Raw genomic sequence first — 22229 nt, 5'->3', positions numbered from 1 at the left:
CTTACACTACGCCTGACGAACTTACCTCAACGGACACTCTACTTGGTGTCCGTACTGGTGTCCTCTCCAAGAGACCGACATGGTTAGCATTACCGCTAGGAATCCATCGAGCATAGTACCTTAGCGTGATCGTGGGTTTCGCGTGGCCTAGCTGCTGTGCAACGTACAGCAATGGCACTCCCTGCGAGAGAAGAAGGCTTGCGTACGTATGCCGAAGATCGTAAGGGCTAAACGCGGGTAGCTCAGCTTTCTTCAGAACGCTCCGCATAGATCTAGCAATATGACGATCATCCAGCAAGGTTCCTGTTTCTGAAGGAAAGAGCCACTCATTTTCCCGCTCATGGGCAATGGCCTCAGCCTCAACCCAGGTGAGATGCTTCCGCAGCCGGTCAAGGGTCTTCGGCCCAAGATCTACCCAGCGAGGCTCCCCCGTCTTCGTGCCTTTGACAAGACCACCTACAGTGGCTGAACGTTCAATACGGAGTCGGGCGCTTTGAAAATCAATATCCCCTATTTTCAAAGCCTGCGCTTCTCCAGGACGTAGTCCCGTATGGAGCATCAAAAACAATAGTGCCGAATACGACGGTGATAACTGGCCCGCCCCCTCTAATTCATCCAGCTTGGTCTCGAACTGCTGCTTGTGTTCCCAACTCAATACTCGGACTTCCGGCACGGCTGATTTACCTCCTCGTCGTCGCTGCCGCTGACCGATGAGCGGATTTGTTGAGGTGATCCCTTGATCAGCAGCCTCGCTTAGAATGGTTGAGAGCGTAGCCCGAATTAACCTGAGAGTATTTGAACTGTACGACCTTCGGATAGTTCTCTCTTGTCCCTTTCTACTGTGCTTATAACCTTGCTGCTGCTTCTCTATGAGCAGCGACTTTACATCAGCCCACGCTAGCGATTTTATGTCCCGGTCCCCAAACACAGGCAGGATGTAAAGATCGAGGATTTGTTCATAGCTTGCGTATGTTCTCTGCGCCAGGTCCCGCTTGGCTCCCTTCTTCCATTTCTCGACAAACTCCCGCAGCGTTACCACCACGGGCTGTTCTGGTGCAATTTCCCACCCATGCAACAGCTTGGTCCTAACTATAGCTTCCTGGGCTCGCGCTTGACGCTTGTCTCGACCCGCCGACCATCGCCTTCGTTTACCTCGCTTGTCCAGGTATAGTCTTCCGTCAGTCTCTCGAACGTTAAACTGCACATAGTAAACAAAGTACCTCGATCCATTTCTCTGTGCTGCCCGCTTTACTAGCCCCATCTGTCACCCCGCTAAATGATTGCTTTGCTAGCATTGATTACACTATAATCATCGCTTGCTTGTCAAGTTCGTACATGCCATGATATCGTCCACCCTATGCCTCATTCCAAAATCGAAACGAACTCTACGGTTCTTTATCTACGCGGAACCCCGCGAGATCTTGCTCGGAAACTCAGAGCCGCTGCCGCGCTTGAAGGAAAGGGCCTCCCCGGTTATGTCCTGGATATTCTTAGAGGGCATGTCGCGGATCTCGAACGGAAGGGGCTACTCCCCAAGTCCAAGTAGTAGGTTTCGCCCCGTCCTTAACAGTTACGTCGCTGCCCCTATACCCCCGCGCACTATATTCTTGAGAAGAAACCCGTCTATATCTTCACGCCGTACTAGTACCTTCTCACGCGGTCCGGCCTGGTAATGCGCCAAGCCTCGTGCGAACCATCTTTGCATCGTTTTTGGCGACACCCCCGCCCACCGTGCCGCCTCGCGGAGAGGCATGTAGCCACTCTTGGAACTATTTGAACTCTCATGCTCACTGGAAGCTAGGTCGTGGAAACCGTCTCGCTCGGACACTACCTTCCAACCTCATTGTTTAACGCTGGCATGTTCGAGACCTCCTTTTTGAGGGGCCTTCCTCTCGCCGATAGACACGCGATGGCCTCTGGGCTTAGGGTTGACGCATAAGTGATCGAAGTGACCGCCAAATAGGTAAACTCATTAATTTAACTACCTCTAACTCATTAAAGAAGCATCATACCCGGTCACCTCGCTCACCTCTTCTTCCTTCGGCCAGGTCTTCCCTCGCTCAATCGAGACGAGACTGTGCCCATTTAACGTTCTCAGAGTGATCTGTACATCCAACCTACCCTCAATCAATTCCTTAACTTCTTTAATCCTCCTCGTACAGGAGGCCGCGTCTCTTGGCCACTCAAGTTTTAGTCCCTGTGCCGTTGTCCGAACCAATGCATAAAAGTCAGAGGTTCGGATGTCCCTGATGTCATCTCTCGTCAGAAGGGTTCCTAGGATGGCAAACAATGGCTCGTCGTCGATCACAAATCCCGCTTGGGCCACTCGCAACCGGGAAGCCATCTCTTCCCAGGCACTTGATTTATCTCTCACGGCTGAGACAACCCAACCAAAATGGATGAAATCAGCCAACCGCCCTGGTAGCCGTGGAGGAATCAATGTTGGTAGAGCATCTTGCGTCTTACCAGCCACCGTCAAAATACTGCCCCAGATTTGGCTGCGCTTATCTAAGACCGGCGCGAGCAAATCCCACTCCTCTTTCCTTTCATGATCCTCAATCGGACGAAACCGAAGGGGGATCAGACGAGATGCCACGTCTTCACGTTTGAACTTTGGGTCACGGCTCGTGATTGTTAGGCGACCCCGGTAGTCGATGTGAACCACGTCCGTATCGTGATACAGCATCCGTTTCGTGGCCCGTGCTCCTGTGGCATAGGTCGCGAGAAAGTCATTTAACCATTTGAGGTCGGTATCGACGTTATCCAGTAGAACGTAGGGCTGATTCATCAACGTAAGCTGTAAATCTTCCTCTCCCCGGTCTCCTGCACGTCGAACGGGAGTAGGCTCGAATGCACTGCCAGCCCAAACTGCCCCAATCATCTTTCCGGTCATGGTCTTCCCAGTGTCGTAGGAGCGGCCTTTCCCACCTCCCAAGTGCACGGGGATCGGTCGAACCTTGTTTCTTGATGGAAAGAGCGGAGCCAGAAACAACACACAAAGGAGTAACTGTTGATCTTCGATGGTCAGCGTATCTTCAGCAAAGTGTGGTTGTTTAAGCAACCAATCCAATGCACTTAGCTCATCGGATTCCACTATTTCTGGCTTCCAGGGCTCCACATGATTGACCGGAAGCCAGAAGATAATTCCTTCTGAGCCATTTGGTTTCCATTCCCATTCTCCCCCGCGTTTCCGATGCCACATACCGCCGCCGAAGTCGTTCACTGCAATGACGCTAGCATCGGCGTTGTTATAGGCAAGGGAGTGTACGGTGACAATCTCGGCATTCTGCGAAATATCAGCTCGCAAGCGATCCACGCAGCGCAAGATTGTGGCCAATTTAGAACTCAGATCTGACAGGAAGGTCACGAGGTGACTGAACTCGCTCTCTGGCCGCGAGTTAATCTCATACAGACGACGATTTTGCTTACGGAAGAAAAGCGGGACACCCTCGGCGGTCCGATAGAAATCTCCTATCTGCTGTAGAACCGCTCTCAAATACTCGGTAATATCGTCCTCATTATCTACCCAACTGAAGTCATGCCCCCTTTTCAGTATCCGACGAACCTGCTTCCGAAATGTGCGAATCGCTGAGTCCTCATCTTTAGGTCGCATGGGCTTCTGGTTACCAGTCACGATGCTCGCAATCCTATGACACGAGTGGGCCTAGACGTGCACAATCGGCGGGTAATTTGGCTCACGTTTCCTCCCTTCAGTTGTTGTGCAGTAAATTTCCGGGATGCGTCAGAGAGGAACTCAGTGTCGAAGGGATCGTGCGACTTAGGTCATATGTCACCTCCTCCCTCAAGAATGTACGATCCGATCATCACCAACCCGATCGACCTAGCTGTTAGTAATCTCTGGCAGTCTCGCTGGTTGACATAAGATTTCGAATTAGAAAAACGTGGTCCGTCCTGTCAATTCAGCCCCTAAGGTAGATTTCTGATTTGTATCCATAGGCTAGAGCGACTGTCGGACGATAGTTGTCGTAGAGCTAAGGGAACTCAGCGTTAGAGGGGACAGGAGCTTCCTAAGCGGGAATAGCGTCATCGGAATCAGCATGGCCGCTGATTCCAAGAAGAATAGAGCATCAAGCGGCCTTCCCGCATGACCACATTCTGGACAAATCTTGGAACCAATGCCGTGTGCAACTTGAGACATTAGGAACTCCCTTATTCTGGTACCGATACAAAAAGTGCCGACATAGATACAACGGGCGATGTGTATACCTTACCCCTTGGGACGGGCCATCCCTCTGTTTTCCCTATATATTCAGGCTTCTAAGCACTTACCAGGCTTGATAAGTACGCATGCTATGTGTAACTGTTGTTTGTATAAGTCGTTACATATCTGACTGACTAATGATTCAACATAAGAGGTTGGGCCGCCATGAGAGATTTCTCAAATGGGTTTTTACCTTGGGCGATCCCGGCCCGCTCGCCCCGTTGTCTCGCGACGGCCTTGAAAAAGTGCGCGAAGAGTTATCGAAAATGTTGCAGGAACAGATCGGCGACTACGAGTTGGGTGACCAAAAAGCAGAGATGGCTTATAAGTATCTCAGCGGGGCGATTACAAAGCTTCGGAGCGGGATGCCCATCGATGTCTATGGTTTTCGTGTCAAATTCGCTGAGACAGGGAATCTTGTCTGCAGATTTAGCAGACGGAATGAAATCCACGAAGCCGCGTTATTGCTAGCACTCATGGAAGGGCAGTATCCGATTCGCAAGTGCAGACGGAAATCTTGTGGGAGTTTATTCCTGTTCGAACACGGAAAAAAGAAGTACTGCTCAGACAAGTGTTCGGGGTTGGTAAGAATTCACCGCTTAAGAAGAACCCCATGGCTCGACTGAAGCTTCTTCATGTAAGGAGGCACGAATCGATGAAAATTGGTCATTGGGCGATAGCGGCTATGTTGACAGCTGTTATGATCGGTTGCTGTCTCTCGACATACTTCTATGTTCATCGATTTAAGGTCACATCCAGCGGCAAGATGGTGTACGTCGTAGATACTTGGGACGGCGACATCAAGGTTTTCGCAGTTGGAGACGAAGGCGACGCCCGGTCCATCGGCAAACTAAAAGTTTTTCGCGTTGCGGCCTTACTTGACAGAAGTGATGAAGAGTAAGCACCCATCTGGAATTTCCAGGCTTTAGTGATATTGCTAGTGCTAGATCGTGAGCGTCAATTACTGATGGAAGACAGTTTCTTTGCGGCTATTATCCTACTCGTAGCTCAAAGTAAATGGGTACATTATTAAATACGTGCATGTCGAAAATCCCTACATACCAATGCTAAATGATCCTAATCCGCTTGATGCTTAGCGTATTTCTTCAGCATGTGGACATCGGGCATCAGGGAGTATGCCCTGGGCTAGAACATGTTTAGAAAAGTATTCAACGGAGATGTCTTGCAGTGAAAAGTTTTTATCGTGTCATGCTGGGACAAGGTAGCGCCTATGCTCAGGAATGCTTCATTGGAAACTTTATTGGTACTGATTTCGGCATTACACAAGACCTCCGCGAGAAGCTCCCTGACGAATGGCGTGCATTTAATAGGGAGTTCATTCCTATTTATCTAGCCGCTCATCCAGGCAAGACCAAGATTAGTGCAGGCCTTGCTTGTGGTGCATTGTGGACCGTCTCTAAAGGCATCAAACGAGATGACATTGTGCTATGCCCTGATGGAACAGGCAAGTATCGGGTCGGAGAAGTGACAGGCGATTACTATTATGAGCCTGATAAGGTCCTATTTCACCGGCGTCCCGTCTCATGGTTTAACGTAGTCATAGATCGCGCTTCCATGAGCGAGGCACTGCAGCGTTCCACTGGTTCAATCGGTACGGTAAGTAATGTTTCACAGCATCATGAGGAAATAGAAAGGTTGCTTGGCGGCGCATCCTCACCGAAACTTATTTCGACTGATCCCTCAGTAGAAGACCCTTCTTCCTTCGCTTTGGAGGAACACCTTGAGGACTTTCTGGTTAAGAACTGGGCGTATACCGAACTTGGAAAGGACTACGATATCTACGAAGAAGAAGGGGTGAAAGCACAACAGTATCAAACGGACACCGGCCCACTCGACATTCTTGCCATAAGCAAAGACAAGAAACGACTATTGGTACTAGAGCTAAAGAAAGGCCGCGCCAGTGACGCCGTGGTAGGTCAGACCCTTCGCTACATGAGTTTCGTGCAAGAGGAGTTAGCCGAGGACGGTCAGTTAGTGCTGGGAGTAATCATAGCCCACATTGATGATCAACGAATCCGTCGTGCTTTGTCCATGATCCGTAATGTTGCCTTTTATCGCTACCAGGTGAGCTTCAAATTGGTCAAAGTGTAACGATTAAAGACTCTGATGCCGCTGCGCATTTAGGCGTTTTGATCTACCCTTTTAAATTGAAGAAACACTAGTATGGCTTCATCAGTCCGGGAAGTCCACTGTTATAGGCCAGTTCTTTACCGGAGGAACAGGACGCCAGTCTCGGCCCAGTTCAGCCGAGCACCTTTCGTGTGCAGCTCGGTGAAAATACTCACGTATCAGTTTCTGAATAGCAAGCCACCCGTCGCTGTGCTGTTGGAGACGTAATTCCCTCTCTATTAGTGCTTCCAACGTCAGCCCATTAGCAGTAAAATCCTACCCTCTGCATACAAAGTGCATATAGGCCATCACTGATTGCTCGTTCTTTCTGCTGTTCTCTCGTTTCCTCACCGAACACATAGCCCCACGTTGCTAAACACAGCACGAGCGTTAATATCAGCGTCATATCAAAATGGTAGTTTCTCTAATTACGAAACGCAAGCGCTTCGAACGTCAAGACTGCCAGGCATAAACATGAAGACGGTGGGAGTGCCCCCAAATAAGAGGCCTTCTAATGGGCGGGCGGTCTGACTAGGTAGGGATTGCGTCTCGTCCGCGCGTATGATTATCATTCAGGCATGTCCTTCGTCGTCAATACCCTGTTCTGGATAGCGACGATTTCGTTTACGCTGTACGTTGGGATGGTCATCTATTACGCAGTGGTCGAACGAAAGGACCTTATAAAGTGGATACGAAGGCGTTAGTGCTTCTCGTGGGGCTGGTCCTCAGCGGATGCACGTCGCCAGCGGGTAAGTATTGGTGGGACCCCGCTTTGTTAGGCGGTCATGAAGTCTACAAGAGCTGTATCCACCGTGCCGGGAAGACATTCGATAATGTGGATTCAACCACTGAAGCAAACTGTTACAAGTATGCGACTGGCTTACGCCCGATGGGTGGAAACAGCGTCCTAATCGTGACACAACCAGCGCCAACTACGCCCATCCTTCCCGGTATCAACAACGTGGACCCAACCCTTGGATACATCGCCCCCAGCATCAGCGGAGCTCCCGTCATTCCAGGCGTCAATGCGCCGTACGGCTCCAGGCCAAGTCGTCAGTATTAAGCCCCCAGCGCGCTTTCCGTAGACTGTAGCTCAAGGACATAATGTCTCCACGGAGTACAGTCTCCTCCGCACCCCGTGTTATCTACTGTAGCCTTCTGTTCTTGCGCCTCTTCCGGCGTTGACCATAGAGAAAAATGAACCTCCCTACATGGAGTGACGAGTGCGAAACCACCATCCCCTCTACGATACGTTGAGTCTTGGCCGAAATGTTTCTTCGCAATGGCCTTCCACGACGGCTTTCGTTTACCCATGTTGATCTCCTTTGGTTGGAAGTTGACAATTAGGATAGATGTAGATTTGCAAACTAGCTGGACACTAATTAAGAGTTGCAGAAGAAGCGGCGGAAGAGCGACGTGACCGAAGGTGTGCATCTTTCTTGAAAGGATGCACTTGAAATGAACTTAATTCATCCGTAAAAGGTTAAGCTCATGGGCCGATAATAGTGGGCGATTGCAGAAATTGAATGTTTCCAGGAGCGTGAATATGAGGCCAAGATAGCCCGGCGGCTTACTGTTCAGCGAAAGCAACCATGGCAAAGACACTCAGCACAACGGAAATCACTGCAATTCTGGAATCGGGTAGTTTTGATGGCCTCAAAGGCGTAGTCGAGGATGCTCATTTTGAGTGTAAGGCTGAACCTTACAGGCTAGAGGAAGAACACCAAAAACTAGAACTCGCAAAAGATGTTTCAGCCCTCGCAAATGGTCACGGAGGTCTCATTCTGATTGGCGTCCAGACACAACCAGACCCCACTCGATCAACGGACGTAGTTCAAGATATCCGACTGTTATCTGATACCCGAATCAATATTTCGCAGTATCTGGCCGTTATAGGAGCATGGATATATCCTCCCATTCGGGATCTGCAAATCAGGTGGTTTGAATCATCAGCAAAGCTCAAATTTGGGCTTGTGGGGATTATTGTAGGCGATCAAGATCAAACCTGGCGTCCCTACCTTTTAACCAGGAGCATTGAGCAAAGCGGCAAGGTTTCCACGACTCTCTTTGGTTATGCAGAAAGAGGAACGGGAAGGTCTGTGCCGATGTCTGTTCAGCAAATCCACACTCTTCTTCGTGACGGATACCGAGTCGGAACTGGAGCATTGCTGCCCATCCAACAAGCGGAAGACGAAACAGCGGCAGGACGAGTGGCCCAAAGTCTCAGTGAGCGGACGGAGGCAGCAATTAAGGCTGTTGAACTATCGGATTGGCCTGTTTTCATCCTTGCCGCTGCACCTCAACAGATAAGCATAGAACTTCCCTCACTTTTCTCTGCCCGAAATTCCGACACTGTAAAACTCTTAGAAGACCCGCCCCAATTGCGCCCTAGCGGTTTTGGCCCTGACGCTGGCATTAACTCTCGAATAGTAGAAGGGAAATGCCGCCGCACCATCATCCCGAAATATAAGCTGTTGGAAGCATGGAGTGATGGTACGGTGATAATGATAGCCACGGGTGGGGCGGATTTCCTGTCTTGGGGCAATAAGGCGAAGGACAAACTGAGGATCAATCAACTAGTGCTGATTGAGTGCACATATCTTTTCGCGAGGTTGGTGAAAGAGATTCTTCAGAAAGCAGTCCCAACACCAACCTCCACATTGTTTCGCCTCGGCATTGCTCGCATGGCCTTCGACAAGAAGCCTATACTTTTTCCCGGGCCTCTCATGACCTTCCCTCATGGGGAGCAGACCGCACCTGGATCAGAGTTCGTCACCGAGATTCGTGCATCACTCGCAGAGAATCCAAGTTACACTTCATTTAAGTTGGTCTCCCCCGTTTATCATTGGTTTAGTTTCGAGAACGACAAAATTCCATATACGAGCGTTGACCAAAGTGGACAGCGATTCATTGATCCCGATCTAATTATTGAAAAAAACACGAGACCAATCTAAAGATTACTACCTGAACGAACTGTGTTTTGTACTTTTTCACCCGCACCCACTTACACTCCGAGCGGACCAAGCTTCGCCTTCTAGTGTGAAGGTGACAAGGGGAAAATCGAAGTGGGTCGGAATCGGAATATTGAAGTAAAAGGTGCGACCTAAATCGCACACTTTTTGAACCCGTCAAAAATTCTGCGCGCCAACCGAATCACTTCCCACGCGGTTTTGGAAATCGGAAAAATTATGGGGTGGGAGGTGTCGGACGCCAGTGTCCGTACTGGTGTCCTGGCATCGCTGGACACGAGAGGTCAGGAGTGGGCAGCTATCGAGCAGACCGCTGTCACAGCAAACATTTTGAACGCTTCCACATGGTTGGGCCGATCAAGAAAGCTTCTCTTAATCAGCGGGCCGTAGGTTCGACCCCTACACGGCCCACCAAACCAAGCTCGCTCGTGCCGGCGGCTCTTCTGGCGTAGCCCTCTTCATCGCCGTCGCCCGATAAACCCCTCCAGTGATTCATCCCAAGATGTCTTCGCTCGCTCGTGCCGTGCGCTCCTCTTCCATTGTTGCGCACGGATAACTCTCTGCAGTAACTCTCATTTTGATACCGCACTTCGTGTGAGCCGCGGGCTCTTCAAGCGCAGCCTCTCTTCTATGGAGTCCGCCTCTTCACAGTCACTTACTGAACCATGCATAGCATCCTGGAATGCTGACTCCCCGAATCGTAAGTGACCTCTGCGGGGTCAGCGCTTGAATTGCGATCGTGTCAGGAAGTCATCCTGCAGTATGGGGCGGACAAATTTGAAGCATGCGACGAGACTGGCAGGTGAACAATTAGCCCAATCCAAGGGTTTCGCTAAGATGTGATCTCATGTTTAACTGCGATCTGTAGCGAGACAGATCGTTGACGGGGCACAACCTGTGAAGCCAGGCGCGCAACAGGTCTTGGAAGGCGAATACGAAGAAGGCAGAACCGAAAACGAAAAGAGCCAGCGTCAGCAACTCCAGGCAAACTCACAGGTGTCGGGAAGATTGCGCGTCGGCCAATTGATCAGACACCGCCATCCATTCGTGTCGTCGGTAATGATACCGCCGAAACTCGAAACAAAACTCACGGCTGAAAAAGCCGCGACTATTTGCTTCCACACGTGGCGTACTTCCTTGAGGACAAAACGCAAGGTTAGGCTCATGACCCTTCTAACGCCCATAAGAAATCTGCACGGTACAGCCGAGGGTTGAAGCCAGACAACGCCAACTGACGCCTAGACCGATCTCTCCGAGCAGTAGGCGGGACGACATGCCTACCCGCTTTTTCTATCGATTCCGGAATGCACCATGCTCTGTCTGCGCCAGCCTCGAGATGGTCATGCCGATGCGGTCGGCGACTTTGGGCTCAGGTTCATCGAACTCCACTCCGAAGTTGGACCCTTTGACCCATTTCACGATCGCGCGCTGAACACGCAAGAGATTGGGGTCGCCTGGCACAAAGATTTGCAATGCGAGCGGCATCCCAAGAGAGACGGATGCATTGCCGTTAATGTGGCTCCCGCTCAGTGACAGATCTTCAATGAGTCCTTCACCGGCCATCCAAACCCCGAGGTACCGCACCGGCACCAATCGCCTGAACCGATGATCTTTCCGGGCAATAAATTGAGTCATGTTGTTTCCCTCTCAATGGTTACCTACTTTCCGAGACCTTGTGTGGAGTGTCTCGATCGGTTTGTCCTCCTTCTCGCTGTCTATAGGCATGTGATCGCTCCGCTCCTTTCTTACTAAAGGTCAAAAGGAGCAAGATATATTCCCGATGCTTCCTGGACGAGCGCTGGATCTGGAGAATGCGAGAGCGACGCCAAATACAGGGGTTAGAGGCTATCTTTCCGATTGCCTGATTGGGACGGATAGCCGGACACCAATGGATCAAACTGTCGCACTGTGCCAGGTGAGCGAAACTGCTCGCCAGGACGCTCGGAGAAACTCCTGAATTTCAAGGTGAAGGTGGAGGATGCTGTCAACGAGGTTGGACCATGGATGTCGGCAGATCATCACAAAGTAATAGTCACGAGGATTCGTTCTGGATGAAGGATGGTACTGACGTGTCAACGTAAGGTGAGTCGCAGTAGGTCCTGCCACTGCGTCATGCCGAGAGCTTGTCTTCTGTAATGTCGGTCACGTTTGAAAAGTTTTCCCGGCGAAAAGTCAAGGACCTTTGACAACCGCATCGATCCTAGTGTCCTGAGTCTGAAGTTCACATGATAATTCTTGGAGCCAACTGTTTGACTGATGACAACTTTATGCCTCGGACTTATTCCGCGCAGTTCAGACTCAGGATCTTAGCGTGGCGTCCCAGAAGTTCGTTCGTGGTGAGCCTGTCGAACCGTGAACGAAACTCTTTGAAAGTGGGCGCCCTTCGACCGGCTCAGGGTGAACGGATTATTACAGGAACCTACGGGACACCACACTAGGCGGCACATGGTACCCAGCGATACATAGGTTCGCCCCTGACACGATCGACAAACTACACTTCGTGAGAGTCGCCGGCTATTCAGGCGAAGCCTCTCTGCCTTGGGCCGGCGGGCCAACACCTCCAGCAGCCTCTTCTTCTAACGAGTCCCTTGCGTCCCGTTGGTTCTTCATCGCTGGTACGTGCCCTGACGCGCATGGATCAACACCTCCGCTCTCCGCATGCTTCATCGTAAGAGCCCCTCGCTGGTCGGCGAAGCCTCTTCCTTGCACTGACGGACACACGTCTGCCATCGAGCACCTAACAAGCGTCACTCGCGGAACCGTCCGGCCCGCTCCTCAATATTCTTTTCCTTTGTACATCTTCAGCAGTACCGTGCTATAGTGACCTCACAAATCCACCCGACGTTGCCCATTTCCACGTCCTGCACTCCCCGACCGTTGTAGTATTCGCTCGGCAAAGAGTCGACCATGGAGTCTGTCTGCGCATCTTCTTGATCCACGTTCGCGATCCTCAGTTCTACGCCCTTCCAGCGAAGACCCGCGCACGAAATGGGAATCTTCGTGTGATGGGGTTTCCACCCATCGGCATCATGTCGCTGTCAGCGGTCTTGAAGCAGGCAGGACACGAGTGCGTCATGTTCGACCAGGCCAATCCGGAAACGCCCAATCAGGCCATCATCGAGCAGATTGGTCGGGAACAGCCGGATTTGGTCGGCCTGAGCTTTCTAAGTACCACTAGCTACCCCTATGCCAAGATTCTCGCCAGACAAATTCGTGCCGTGAATGCTCGGGTAAAATTGGCGTTTGGTGGGGTTTTTGCCAGCCTCAATGCGCCGCTCGTCAAGCTGCAATGTCCAGAAGTCGATTTCGTGTGTCGTGGCGATGGTGAGCAACTGATCTTGGACCTGCTGGCGCGATTGAGTGATCCTGAAGAGGTAGCCGGCCTGACGTGGATGAAAGACGGCAAGGTCCGCCAGAATCCCGGCCGTCCCACAGAACGGCGCCTCGATCAGTGGCCCTTTCCCGACCGGGAAAGCCTCATGCTGGATTTCATCGAATCGATGCCCCTTGACGTGCCGGCGGTACTGTCCATGGATCGCTTCACAACAATGCAAACATCCCGGGGGTGTCCGTGGCCCTGTGTCTTCTGCGACATACCCATTTTTAACGAAGGGAAATGGCGCGCCCGAAGCGCCCAGCATGTCGTGGCCGAACTGAAGCACCTTCAAGAACTCGGGTATGGCTCGGTCTACTTTGTCGACGACCACTTCTTGCTCCAACCTAAACGGATTGAAGCCATTTGCTCCGGTATTACGCATGAGGGGCTGACCATTCAGTGGGGCATTGAAGGACGGGTGGATTCGGTCGCCCAACATTTGTTCCCAGCCATGGCGAAGGCGCATTGTCGAACCGTCATGTTTGGGATTGAAAGCGGGAGTCAAAAAATCTTGGACCGGCTGCACAAAGAGCAGACCCTCGAAGAAGTGCGAACCGCGGTTGCCAATGCGAAGCGAGCCGGGATTGAAATTGTCCATGGCTTTTTCACGGTCGGCAATCCCGACGAAACAACCGACGACATGAAGGCGACATTCGACTTTGCGTCCGAATTGCCTCTTGATACGTTCGGCTTTAATCGACTGTGTGTCTATCGGGGGACGCCGCTATGGCAAGAGTATGTGAAGCGGGGTTTGGTCACCGAAGCGACGGACTGGTATAAATACTTCAAATGCTCCGAGATCGACCCGACCTGCCTGCCCGGACAAACAATAAACCGTATAAGACAAGAAGGCCTCAAGCGACTCTTTCTCTACAAACTCACCCGCTATCCGGTTCAGACATTCAAGTTGCTGCGTCGGTTTCTTCGCTATATGCCGGTCCGTGATGTACTCTATCTCATCATCAAACCCTTCCTCGGCCAGAACAAAGGCGCGACGAAGGCGGAGGTACTCTCGCGTGCCGTTGAGCACGCGGAACTCAAAGATGCGGCGGCACAGCTCACCCATCTTACCGATGAGATGCTGCACCGCGTGCTCGATGTATCGCGAGCAGAACGGCTGCGCATCCAGGAAGAAGCTGAGAACCCTCGCGAGCTTCCGGTGATTCCGGCGCGTTCATAGAAAACTCTTCTGCTCGCATCTTGGACACGCTAACATAACACCGCGCACCTGAAGTAATCGTCCGCTCTATGCCTGTGCTTTTTCAGCCGGCATATGGGAGAAGAGGTCGAGCAGGCCGCTTCACGTTGGGTAGGTTCTTAGCGTTCGACGGTTGGGCTCAACTCGGAGATCAATAGATTCGTTCAAGGATCGCCGTACGATCGTTGCACAAGCGCCGAGACTGCTACCCGAAAGACTATTTTGTCACCAGAAAGGATGACTGCCAGCCATGACGAACCTGAACGCGGGCAAGAAGTGGATGCGAATTCCCGATGGCACGAAAGTTCGCCTTGCCGAGGGAGGACAGGAGGGTGTGGTAGACGGATTGACTGAATTCATCGTGGGAGCGGCCAGAAATCCGGATGGCCGGACTCAATACCGTATCAACACAGGCGATTCAGCTCGGCTGCTCGTCGCGGAGGCGGAATTGCTCGTTCTGACGGATACAGATGGCGTAGTCCTCATACTGAAGCAAAACATCGATTATCGCCGCATCGTGACTGGCTGGCTACGGGATGAACTTTCGGCCGATCGCTTCGTGCGTGGAACCTAAACGGCGGTCCCGCCGTGATGAGCGTAGGCATCGGCAGAATCAGTCCATCGGGGGCTGAGGCCCCCATCGGAGTCCCTGCAAATCTGGATCTTCGCCTTCCGGGCCTGGAATGCGCGAAGCTTTTTCAGCCTTGCGAAGCGCGCGCTTTGCCTCCTTTTCTTGGCGTTGCCGCTGCAATGCCTTTTCCCGGTCGCGCTTTGCGAGTGTAGTCTTGCCTGCTCGTCCGATGGCGTCCTCCTTAGAGAGAGAATCCTACTACTGGCGCGGTCTTTGCGTGTTCACCCCTGACCCGATTGCATCACGGCGTCTGACTCTTTTCCCGCCGGACTCACGATTCCCACGCCCGTTTGTCGCCAGCTCTCTGGACCTTGATTTCGTGCTCTCTCCAAGACCTTGACTGGCCAGCGATGACACCGTTTTTCTAATCGTGTCGATCGCAGTGGGTTCGATCACATCGGGGTCGGACAACCCCAGCAATTCCCACCGAATCTTCGGTCTAAACGTCGACCGGTTTTTCTTTTTCCTTGTGGTGTTGCGCTTCCAAACGCTTGAGACCTTCATCAGCAAATCCTTTCTTGGATTTCAATCTGAACCCGCAACGGTACCCAACCACCATGACACAGACTCCAACTCCCATCCTCACAGTGATCTCTTTCCTCTGCAGCGGACGGTGCCAATTCACACAGGGGACCGAATGACCAACGGAACTCTGGGATCGCGCAAACCAACGAACGCCGGTACGGGAGCGCGGAAACGAGGTGTGGAAGGTCCGGTAGGTTACTTTACCATTATGAAGGTCCGGCGTCAAAGCACGAGTCCGGCAGATCTACACGGCATTGATGGTTCAGACATGGTCGTATGTCTGCACGACATCGGGCACAAGCCCTCCCACGCGCTAAAATCCTCTCCGAGGGATCGATCTCATACACTATCCGACTACTCAAGCTGACTACTCAAGCTTCCCGCCCATTTGTCCTACGCTTTCATCTATACTATGGCAAACGGTCGATGGAGATGGCATGGGTCTCACGTTATTGAAGCGCAACAATCCCCTCTCGTCCTCCGCCGAGCAGCTAAAGCGCTTGGCGGAGACAGCCTCCTGCCCTCCATTCGATGCAAGGCTCGGGCAGGTCAAGCTGTTCCCCCTTCAGGCGACGGGAATCACCGTGTTCCAAATCAATGTAGGAAAACTCTGCAATCAGACCTGCAGACATTGCCATGTAGATGCCGGTCCAGACCGCCCGGAACACATGACGAGAGAGACGGCGGAGCAATGCATCCGGGTACTGGCCGGCACGGATATTCCGACCGTCGACATTACGGGCGGGGCTCCGGAGCTGAGTCAGAATTTCCGCTGGCTCGTGGAACAAGCCCGGCATCTTGGTCGCCATGTCATCGATCGATGTAACTTGACCGTCCTCCTCGTTCCTTCCCAATCGGACCTCGCGGAATTCCTCGCGCGCCATCAGGTCGAAGTCATCGCATCACTGCCGTATTTCCGCGCGAGACAGACCGATGCACAACGGGGAGAAGGCGTGTTTGAACGATCTCTCGAGGGATTGCGGCGGCTCAATCGGCTGGGATATGGGAAAACCGGCAGCGGCCTGCAGCTGAACTTGGTGTACAATCCGGTCGGCGCCTTTCTTCCTCCCAAACAAGAGGCCATCGAGGCGCAGTTTCGGAAAGAACTCCGCGCCCGGCACGGAGTGGAATTCAACCGTCTCTATACGCTCACGAACATGCCGATCAGCCGCTTCCTGGAATATCTCCTGGAGAGCGGCAACTACGAAGGATACATGGAACGGCTCGCCAACGCGTTCAATCCGGCGGCCGTCTCCGGGGTGATGTGCCGTTACACGATTTCGGTCGGGTGGGACGGCGTGCTGTACGACTGCGACTTCAACCAAATGCTGGATCTTCCGCTCAGGGAGGGCCCTGCTCACATCCTTCACTTTGACCTCGCGCGGCTGCGACACCGTGAAATCGCGACCCGCAATCACTGCTACGGCTGCACCGCCGGTGCCGGATCCTCTTGTGGCGGCGCCGTCACCTGACCGCGCCGTCCTCCGGGGTGCGACGTCAAGCTCGGCCGGCGCGGCGTCATTCAGATAAGCTGTCGTAATAGGTAATCGCTCGTCGCGTTACTTCGGTGGATGCGGCTTCATCACCGGATGCGAGAGACCGGCCAATGGTCCGCACGACCCAGTTTCCCTGCGCGTCGAACTCATAACTCGACAGACGTGTCCCGTTCAACGAGGAGTCGCTCAGATTCGTCGTCTCCTCGCGCGTCTGATTGCCTCGCTGGTCATATTGATACGAGACCTTACCGTCCAGAGCGCCGTTGGGACGGTACTCCAACTGTTCGGCAAGTCTCCCCACCTCATCATAGCGATAGCCTGTCGAACTGAGGAGCCCATCGTTTTTATAATTCCGTCTGTCGACGACCCTTCCATGAGAATCAAATTCATAGGTCCGTTTGAACAAAGAACGAAATCGGTAGGAGAGATCCTCCCTTAACCTGCCCGCAGCGTCGTAGGAGTACAGCGTCAACGACGAGAACGTCCCACACATGTTGTACGAAGCCTCCGCGAGAACTCTGCCGCTCTTGTCGTAGGCATAGGCCCGAGACTGATACGGTAACCCGTCTCCCTCATCGATCATTTCACGCGTGCGCCGGCCATCGGCATCGTACTCATAGACCGCCTTCTGCGCCCGCTCGCCCAGATCCGGACGATCGGGATGAGGGGCACTACGCGTGACCGTTTCAAGCAGAGCCCCATCGCGACTGTAGGTTCTGGTCGTGCTTGTTCCTTCCGTCGTACTGACGACACGGTGAACCAGACCGACGAAACCGTCACGGTCCCTATCTGTGGTCCCCTGGGCTGCAGCGCCACTCAACGTGAGGCATGCGACGATGGCACCCGTCACATGGAACGGCCAGGCAAATGCGACGCGCGATTTCATGGAGGCCTCTTCAGCAGAACCGACATTGGCGTCGGCTCAGCCGGAACTGCCGTATCTCCATAACGGATCCACCATTCCTGAGGGGCTGCAATCGGTTCAGGCAACGTTGTATCAGGAACGACTGAGTAACGGTACACCGTTCGGCTCGCTAGACCGTGAGAAACTTGTGCGACAGGCCATCGGAAATCCTCGGACCCAATGAAGCCCCCTCGCAAGCGGATCGGGCTGTTCGCATATGTGGCGCTGGCGGTCATTGCAGGTGGGTATTAGGCCCGCTTTCTGGGCGATGCCGGAGGCGGGCCAATCAAGCAGCAACTCCCGTTGGGCAGACACCCATACACCCGGCTGACGCAACGGACAGACCGGTCCGGGGCGCATGCTTACGACAGCGGCTCCGTCCTGATGCGGGGATCTATGTTAGGACGGTGACCGGACGGATGAGGCAAGTTCAGGCATGCCGATGATCGTGGACACCGTGGTCGCTCTGGTGGTCGTGATCGTGCTCGCCCTGTTCGCCGTGGCTATGTTCATGGGCATGTTGATGCTGATGCGCATGGGTATGCCACCCGGCCGCACCATGCGTGTGTAGATGAGTATGTTCGTGCGTATGTTCGTGAGCGCCTTTCATAGGACCCCTCCTGTGTTGACCGCCATACGCATCAGGCGGATTGTATCACAGTAGGCTCAATTTCCCAGTAGTGCCCTCAATACGAACGAAACTGTCATGGCAGGACAGCACCGGCGCCCGGTAACTAGAATCGATACTGCACCCCCAGGGACGCATTCGTGTTGAAAAACTCCCGAGACGCGACGCTGGATGCCCGCAGGGTCCGTTGGAAACCCACAGTCACCGTGGCGGACTCGGATAGATCGTAGTGAAGTTCGGCCGTCCCCTGATGAAGATTGTCGACATTTCCCCGCAGCGGATCACCCACGATATCGCTCGTGAACTCTTTATCCCGAAACACGTAGATCAGTTCCAGCGACAGCGGAGCAAGGAGTCGGATCATCGCGCCGAAGGAGACGAATTGTTGGCGGTAGGAAATGTCGTCCTTGTACTGAGGTTGGGCTCGCCCATCGGCGAAGCCCTGCTCGTAAAGATAGTCGAGCGTAAGCCTCAGCCACCTTGTCGGATAAAGGCGGAGTCGAGGTCCAATCGTGTAGAAGGTAGTATCCCGCTCCGAGAACGATTGATTGTAGAGTCGAAGGCCGTATCGTCCAACGAGAGTGACGCTCCAGTGGTCGTTGAGTTGCTGTTCAAGCTGCATGCGCCAGGTATGGGAGGTAACGCGCTCTTCCGCTTGCTGAAAACTCCCGCTCTGACGCTCGAGACTCGGCCCTAGAAACTGATTGGGCACATACCGATAACGGAGCAACACAAACGTGCGCGAGGCCACCTGCTGATTGATCTGGACCCGATAGTCCCCGTGATCGAAGATGGGGTTGTACGTGTACAGAAATCCGTGGGCCTTGAACGACAACTCGGTCTTTCCGAAACTCGACCAGGACGTCCTCTTCAGATCGACGGACGGATCCCACACGACGTCGGATGGTTGGCTGAGCGAGACAATGACCGGCTGGCTAGGATCTTCACTGAGAGCAAGCCGGCGCGCCGCAGAAAGCTCGAAGACGTTGTCTGTGAAGAGCACCCGCGCCTCGGTGACGGCCGACCATTCCGCGGCGGACAGATCGGAGTAGCAGAAGGCGACCGCGACCAACCCCACCCACAGCAGCACCATTGTTGCGACCTGCAACGATCCCCGAAGCCCGACGAGCGCCCTCCCCCGTCATCATGTCACCGGCCGAACGAGCGGACGTACACCAGCACATACCAGGCCTCTTCCTCGGTGAGCACCAGCGGCACGAACGAGGCCATGTCGGTCCCCGGACTGCCGTGTTTGAGGATCCAGAACAGCTCGCCGTCCGTTCTGGCGGCCTGCCACAGTCTGTCGGTGAAGTTGCGCGGCAGCTTTCCCGCGAGCCCAGGGATATCGCCAAAACCCTTGCCGTCGCGGCCATGACAGGTGACGCAGAAGGCCTTTCCGTGGAACAACGCCTTTCCCTTTTCGACGTTCTCGTCGGTGGCCTCGAAGGGACTCTTCAAGTTTCGAGTCTCCTCGATCTGATCGGGTGGCACTCGTGGTTTCAGGACCGCCTCGTCCGTGCCGAGGGCAGGAGTCCTCCATCCCAGTCCCAGTAGGAGACCAAGGACCACCATGGCGCTCAGTCCAAACCTCGAGCGAACGACAATGAAATGAGCCATCGGGTCTCCTCGTATTCCGTAGCCTCCTCTGCCGGTCAGGAACCGGCTCGACCCGATCGCGAGTCTGCCGGCCCCCGAGGACACCTTACTTTTACTTGTCAGAATGGCCTGGAAACTTGTGGCCCACCGATTGCGGGAAGGATACAGTCCCGTCAGGGAATTCCAGGCTCGGCTGCCACAGATGATAGATGACGCCGTCCGTCTCCATCGCAGCCTCCGCCACCTTTGCCGCTTGATCATCCGGCATGTCCAATACCTTGACCCGCCCCGTCGCAATTTCGACCCGATGGTCGTGGAAATAGCGATGCCACTGAATGGCGGGAAGCTTCCTCGTCAGATCCTTCGCAACGAAATACTCAATGCCGACCAACTTGGCCTTGGGGTCCGTCGACTCAAATAGCAAACATTGGAAGACCTTACCGTCTGAGACCGGTTTACAGTAGTGGTGGTATGGGCCCCCGGGCTCCCCGTTGGCCATCACATGAGGAGCTATGACATGAATCTCATAGCCATCGGCCGGTGACTTCGGCTCGCCGCCTACAGCTTCTGTCAGAAGCGGCCAAGTCGATCCGATCGCAGCCATCGCGAGAACAGTGAGCAGTCGTTGTTTCATAACCTGGCACCTCCTGTGATAAGTGATTGTTGTGACAGTCCTCAAATCGAGAGAGCTGGCGAAATGAACTGAGCGCCCTCCCCTGAGAGTCATCCGACCGAGAAAGGATTCAGCAGGCTCTCATTTCGGTTTCCGCCGCTTCGGCCAGCACGGTGTCTCCCTCAGGGTGGAGACCGTACTTCCAGTCGCCGCAGATTATCTCGAAAACAGGCGGCTGAGGAAAAAAATTTCATCAATTAGCCCTCCCGGCCTCTAAGGGGCTTCACAGCGGCTCATTTTTATTTTAATATTTACCCTAGATCCGTTTGGAGGGTGTATTGTAGGCCCATTTGTACATAAGGAATGATTATGCCCAAGCGCCATAAGTCGATGTCAGAATTCGCGTATAGCACGTTATCTCTTACCGAATTCCTCGAAGAGGATCCGGATCTCGACATCGTTGAGCAAATTTTCATTGAAAATCACATATATGTGATCCGATCGGCCTATGGAGCCTGGAAGCGGCGTCATCCTAGCGAACGCAGTCTCACCGGAGAATCCTCCAAGAAGAGAGGTTCATGAATCGCGCTTCCCGGCGTGGCGAGAAGTTGGATGCCTGTGAACTTCTCGGGAGCCGGTGAATGTCTCACCACACGTGTTCTTAGGCGGCTGCTTCTGCACCGGTGATGGCAAGGAATACTAGGTGTTTCTGTCTGGTTTTCCTGTAGAGGGATGGTCGAGAGACTCGTGCAATCACAGTCCGCGTAACCATCTGATATTAGAGGGCAATGCAGCATGAACGGCGAGATACCGTTTGTGGTAGGCTGTCTGAGACCACAGGAGCCGCCCCATGCGCATCCCTTCACGAGTGGTCCTTCCGTTCGGCTATCGAATCTCGGTGCGTCAACTGTCCGACTCCGAAATGGACCGGCGGGACCCCAATGCCGACGGTATCTGGGATGACGAGTCGAAAGTGATCTACTTGCGTAAACGCCTGCCGGTCACCAGACGACGATACATCCTGGCACATGAGCTGGGCCATGCCTGGCTGGACTGGCAACACCGCCATCTCGATAATGGAAAGGCCAAAAGTTGAGCCAGGTCTTTCTATTTTCCTGCTCTGATCCCCGCTAATCGCAGGATGCAATTCCATTCAGACGGTGTCACCGGCTGAACGGATAGTCGTGACCCTCTCCTCAACAATTCCATCCGTTGAAGATCCGGCTCTCCTCTCAATCGATCCAGGGAGAGAGCCACGGGGAACTCCCGCCGATAGCCAATATCGACCATGTCCCATCGGGGATTGGCCGTTGAGCTGCCCGGATCGTAGTGATGACTGGCCTTGTCGAACTGTGTATCATCGGGGTAGGCAGTGCGGACTACTGCCCCGATGCCGGCAACGCAGGGAGGATCGGCATTGCTGTGGTAAAACAGCACCCTGTCGCCGAGGGCCATCTGCCGCATATAGTTTCGAGCCTGATAGTTGCGCACCCCCTCCCAACTCGTGCGCCGTTTGGGAGACCGGGCCAAATCCCGAATGGAAAACACGCTCGGTTCCGACTTGACCAGCCAGTATCTTCGTGATGTTGTCATTCGACACTCCCCCGCCATGAGACCCTGTACGTTCAGATGTAGGTTATCGTGACGGCCCTACATCATCGAGGTGACCGATGGAGCTGACGTCGTTCGTGTTCGGACTATCCGCGGGCGGCCGCGCTGTTCAGGAAACAAGGTTTTGAGGTCATGCCGGCGCCCTGTGGGTATTTGGCCAGGAACCAACCGGGTGATATCGTCCGTGATTTGAACGTGCTCCAACTCCTGCCTGCGGATTCGGCGATCCTCCACACCAGGGAAGCGGTGGTGGAAATTGCGGGGACGTTCTTGCATCGCCTGATGGGACAACTCTGAGACAGGGTGCAGCATCTGAGCTACTCACATCCC

At 53.6% G+C, this 22229-nt stretch carries 18 protein-coding genes; 10 read left to right on the top strand and 8 right to left on the bottom strand.

The features are described 5' to 3' along the window. Position 1: 1 nt before the first annotated feature. Both P0111_02875 and P0111_02870 read right to left on the bottom strand, forming a co-directional pair. Positions 2 to 1075: a site-specific integrase gene (locus tag P0111_02875; protein ID MDF0642951.1), complete on the bottom strand. Its 1074-nt coding sequence runs from the start codon at positions 1073 to 1075 to the stop codon at positions 2 to 4. 912 nt (positions 1076 to 1987) lie between these two features. Then, on the bottom strand, positions 1988 to 3613 hold the full coding sequence (locus P0111_02870) for a hypothetical protein (GenBank protein MDF0642950.1): 1626 nt from the start codon (positions 3611 to 3613) through the stop codon (positions 1988 to 1990). A gap of 746 nt (positions 3614 to 4359) precedes the next feature. On the opposite strand from P0111_02870, the gene P0111_02865 reads away from it, so the two are divergent. The 4 genes from P0111_02865 (at position 4360) to P0111_02850 (ending at position 9306) form a co-directional block, all read left to right on the top strand. Continuing rightward, the gene (locus P0111_02865) at positions 4360 to 4848 is read left to right on the top strand and encodes a hypothetical protein (GenBank protein MDF0642949.1); all 489 of its coding nucleotides are present in this window, start codon (positions 4360 to 4362) and stop codon (positions 4846 to 4848) included. Further along, positions 4836 to 5123 (top strand): hypothetical protein, encoded by a 288-nt coding sequence (locus tag P0111_02860; protein MDF0642948.1) that lies wholly within the window; start codon positions 4836 to 4838, stop codon positions 5121 to 5123. The genes P0111_02865 and P0111_02860 overlap by 13 nt, the downstream gene beginning before the upstream one ends. Before the next feature lie 287 nt (positions 5124 to 5410). Continuing rightward, a complete protein-coding gene (locus P0111_02855; GenBank protein ID MDF0642947.1) occupies positions 5411 to 6334 on the top strand; it encodes an endonuclease NucS in 924 nt (307 codons plus the stop codon). A 1610-nt stretch (positions 6335 to 7944) separates the two neighbouring features. Further along, on the top strand, positions 7945 to 9306 hold the full coding sequence (locus P0111_02850) for an ATP-binding protein (GenBank protein ID MDF0642946.1): 1362 nt from the start codon (positions 7945 to 7947) through the stop codon (positions 9304 to 9306). A 1305-nt stretch (positions 9307 to 10611) separates the two neighbouring features. Here P0111_02850 and P0111_02845 read toward each other — a convergent pair. Beyond that, positions 10612 to 10956, bottom strand: a complete 345-nt coding sequence (locus tag P0111_02845) for a PilZ domain-containing protein (GenBank protein ID MDF0642945.1) — start codon at positions 10954 to 10956, stop codon at positions 10612 to 10614. 1370 nt (positions 10957 to 12326) lie between these two features. Between P0111_02845 and P0111_02840 the strand changes: the two genes are divergently transcribed. From P0111_02840 to arsS, 3 genes are all read left to right on the top strand, one after another. Further along, positions 12327 to 13877 (top strand): radical SAM protein, encoded by a 1551-nt coding sequence (locus P0111_02840; GenBank protein MDF0642944.1) that lies wholly within the window; start codon positions 12327 to 12329, stop codon positions 13875 to 13877. A 268-nt stretch (positions 13878 to 14145) separates the two neighbouring features. Continuing rightward, on the top strand, positions 14146 to 14469 hold the full coding sequence (locus tag P0111_02835) for a hypothetical protein (protein MDF0642943.1): 324 nt from the start codon (positions 14146 to 14148) through the stop codon (positions 14467 to 14469). 1019 nt (positions 14470 to 15488) lie between these two features. Next, on the top strand, positions 15489 to 16523 hold the full coding sequence (gene arsS, locus P0111_02830) for an arsenosugar biosynthesis radical SAM protein ArsS (protein MDF0642942.1): 1035 nt from the start codon (positions 15489 to 15491) through the stop codon (positions 16521 to 16523). A gap of 46 nt (positions 16524 to 16569) precedes the next feature. Here the strand turns inward: arsS and P0111_02825 are convergent, their stop codons facing one another. After that, the gene (locus P0111_02825) at positions 16570 to 17433 is read right to left on the bottom strand and encodes a hypothetical protein (GenBank protein ID MDF0642941.1); all 864 of its coding nucleotides are present in this window, start codon (positions 17431 to 17433) and stop codon (positions 16570 to 16572) included. Positions 17434 to 17887: 454 nt separating this feature from the next. Between P0111_02825 and P0111_02820 the strand changes: the two genes are divergently transcribed. Further along, positions 17888 to 18022, top strand: a complete 135-nt coding sequence (locus tag P0111_02820; GenBank protein ID MDF0642940.1) for a hypothetical protein — start codon at positions 17888 to 17890, stop codon at positions 18020 to 18022. Positions 18023 to 18185: 163 nt separating this feature from the next. On the opposite strand, the gene P0111_02815 is transcribed toward P0111_02820, so the two are convergent. The 3 genes from P0111_02815 to P0111_02805 form a co-directional block, all read right to left on the bottom strand. Further along, on the bottom strand, positions 18186 to 19172 hold the full coding sequence (locus tag P0111_02815; GenBank protein ID MDF0642939.1) for a hypothetical protein: 987 nt from the start codon (positions 19170 to 19172) through the stop codon (positions 18186 to 18188). Positions 19173 to 19228: 56 nt separating this feature from the next. Beyond that, a complete protein-coding gene (locus tag P0111_02810; protein ID MDF0642938.1) occupies positions 19229 to 19696 on the bottom strand; it encodes a cytochrome c in 468 nt (155 codons plus the stop codon). Between the two features lie 91 nt (positions 19697 to 19787). Then, positions 19788 to 20309: a DUF1264 domain-containing protein gene (locus tag P0111_02805; protein ID MDF0642937.1), complete on the bottom strand. Its 522-nt coding sequence runs from the start codon at positions 20307 to 20309 to the stop codon at positions 19788 to 19790. Between the two features lie 829 nt (positions 20310 to 21138). Between P0111_02805 and P0111_02800 the strand changes: the two genes are divergently transcribed. Next, positions 21139 to 21384, top strand: coding sequence for an ImmA/IrrE family metallo-endopeptidase (locus tag P0111_02800; GenBank protein ID MDF0642936.1), 246 nt, complete (start codon positions 21139 to 21141; stop codon positions 21382 to 21384). Positions 21385 to 21395: 11 nt separating this feature from the next. Here the strand turns inward: P0111_02800 and P0111_02795 are convergent, their stop codons facing one another. Next, complete coding sequence (locus P0111_02795) at positions 21396 to 21881, bottom strand: EVE domain-containing protein (GenBank protein MDF0642935.1); 486 nt, start codon at positions 21879 to 21881, stop codon at positions 21396 to 21398. A 150-nt stretch (positions 21882 to 22031) separates the two neighbouring features. Here P0111_02795 and P0111_02790 point away from each other — a divergent pair, with 150 nt between their 5' ends. Beyond that, complete coding sequence (locus tag P0111_02790; GenBank protein ID MDF0642934.1) at positions 22032 to 22196, top strand: hypothetical protein; 165 nt, start codon at positions 22032 to 22034, stop codon at positions 22194 to 22196. The last annotated feature ends 33 nt before the right edge of the window (positions 22197 to 22229 follow it).

This window comes from Nitrospira sp., from assembly GCA_029194535.1.
GTDB lineage: Bacteria > Nitrospirota > Nitrospiria > Nitrospirales > Nitrospiraceae > Nitrospira_C.
This window is presented reverse-complemented; position numbering and strand designations above follow the sequence as displayed.

Coding starts and splice junctions, on each gene's coding strand:
- arsS (MDF0642942.1), top strand. CDS start 15,489: ATGGGTCTCACGTTATTGAAGCGCAACAATCCCCTCTCGTCCTCCGCC.
- P0111_02815 (MDF0642939.1), bottom strand. CDS start 19,172: ATGGTGCTGCTGTGGGTGGGGTTGGTCGCGGTCGCCTTCTGCTACTCC.
- P0111_02800 (MDF0642936.1), top strand. CDS start 21,139: ATGCGCATCCCTTCACGAGTGGTCCTTCCGTTCGGCTATCGAATCTCG.
- P0111_02790 (MDF0642934.1), top strand. CDS start 22,032: ATGCCGGCGCCCTGTGGGTATTTGGCCAGGAACCAACCGGGTGATATC.
- P0111_02835 (MDF0642943.1), top strand. CDS start 14,146: ATGACGAACCTGAACGCGGGCAAGAAGTGGATGCGAATTCCCGATGGC.
- P0111_02795 (MDF0642935.1), bottom strand. CDS start 21,881: ATGACAACATCACGAAGATACTGGCTGGTCAAGTCGGAACCGAGCGTG.
- P0111_02805 (MDF0642937.1), bottom strand. CDS start 20,309: ATGAAACAACGACTGCTCACTGTTCTCGCGATGGCTGCGATCGGATCG.
- P0111_02870 (MDF0642950.1), bottom strand. CDS start 3,613: ATGCGACCTAAAGATGAGGACTCAGCGATTCGCACATTTCGGAAGCAG.
- P0111_02825 (MDF0642941.1), bottom strand. CDS start 17,433: ATGAAATCGCGCGTCGCATTTGCCTGGCCGTTCCATGTGACGGGTGCC.
- P0111_02820 (MDF0642940.1), top strand. CDS start 17,888: ATGCCGATGATCGTGGACACCGTGGTCGCTCTGGTGGTCGTGATCGTG.
- P0111_02850 (MDF0642946.1), top strand. CDS start 7,945: ATGGCAAAGACACTCAGCACAACGGAAATCACTGCAATTCTGGAATCG.
- P0111_02845 (MDF0642945.1), bottom strand. CDS start 10,956: ATGACTCAATTTATTGCCCGGAAAGATCATCGGTTCAGGCGATTGGTG.
- P0111_02840 (MDF0642944.1), top strand. CDS start 12,327: ATGGGGTTTCCACCCATCGGCATCATGTCGCTGTCAGCGGTCTTGAAG.
- P0111_02865 (MDF0642949.1), top strand. CDS start 4,360: ATGATTCAACATAAGAGGTTGGGCCGCCATGAGAGATTTCTCAAATGG.
- P0111_02860 (MDF0642948.1), top strand. CDS start 4,836: ATGGCTCGACTGAAGCTTCTTCATGTAAGGAGGCACGAATCGATGAAA.
- P0111_02810 (MDF0642938.1), bottom strand. CDS start 19,696: ATGGCTCATTTCATTGTCGTTCGCTCGAGGTTTGGACTGAGCGCCATG.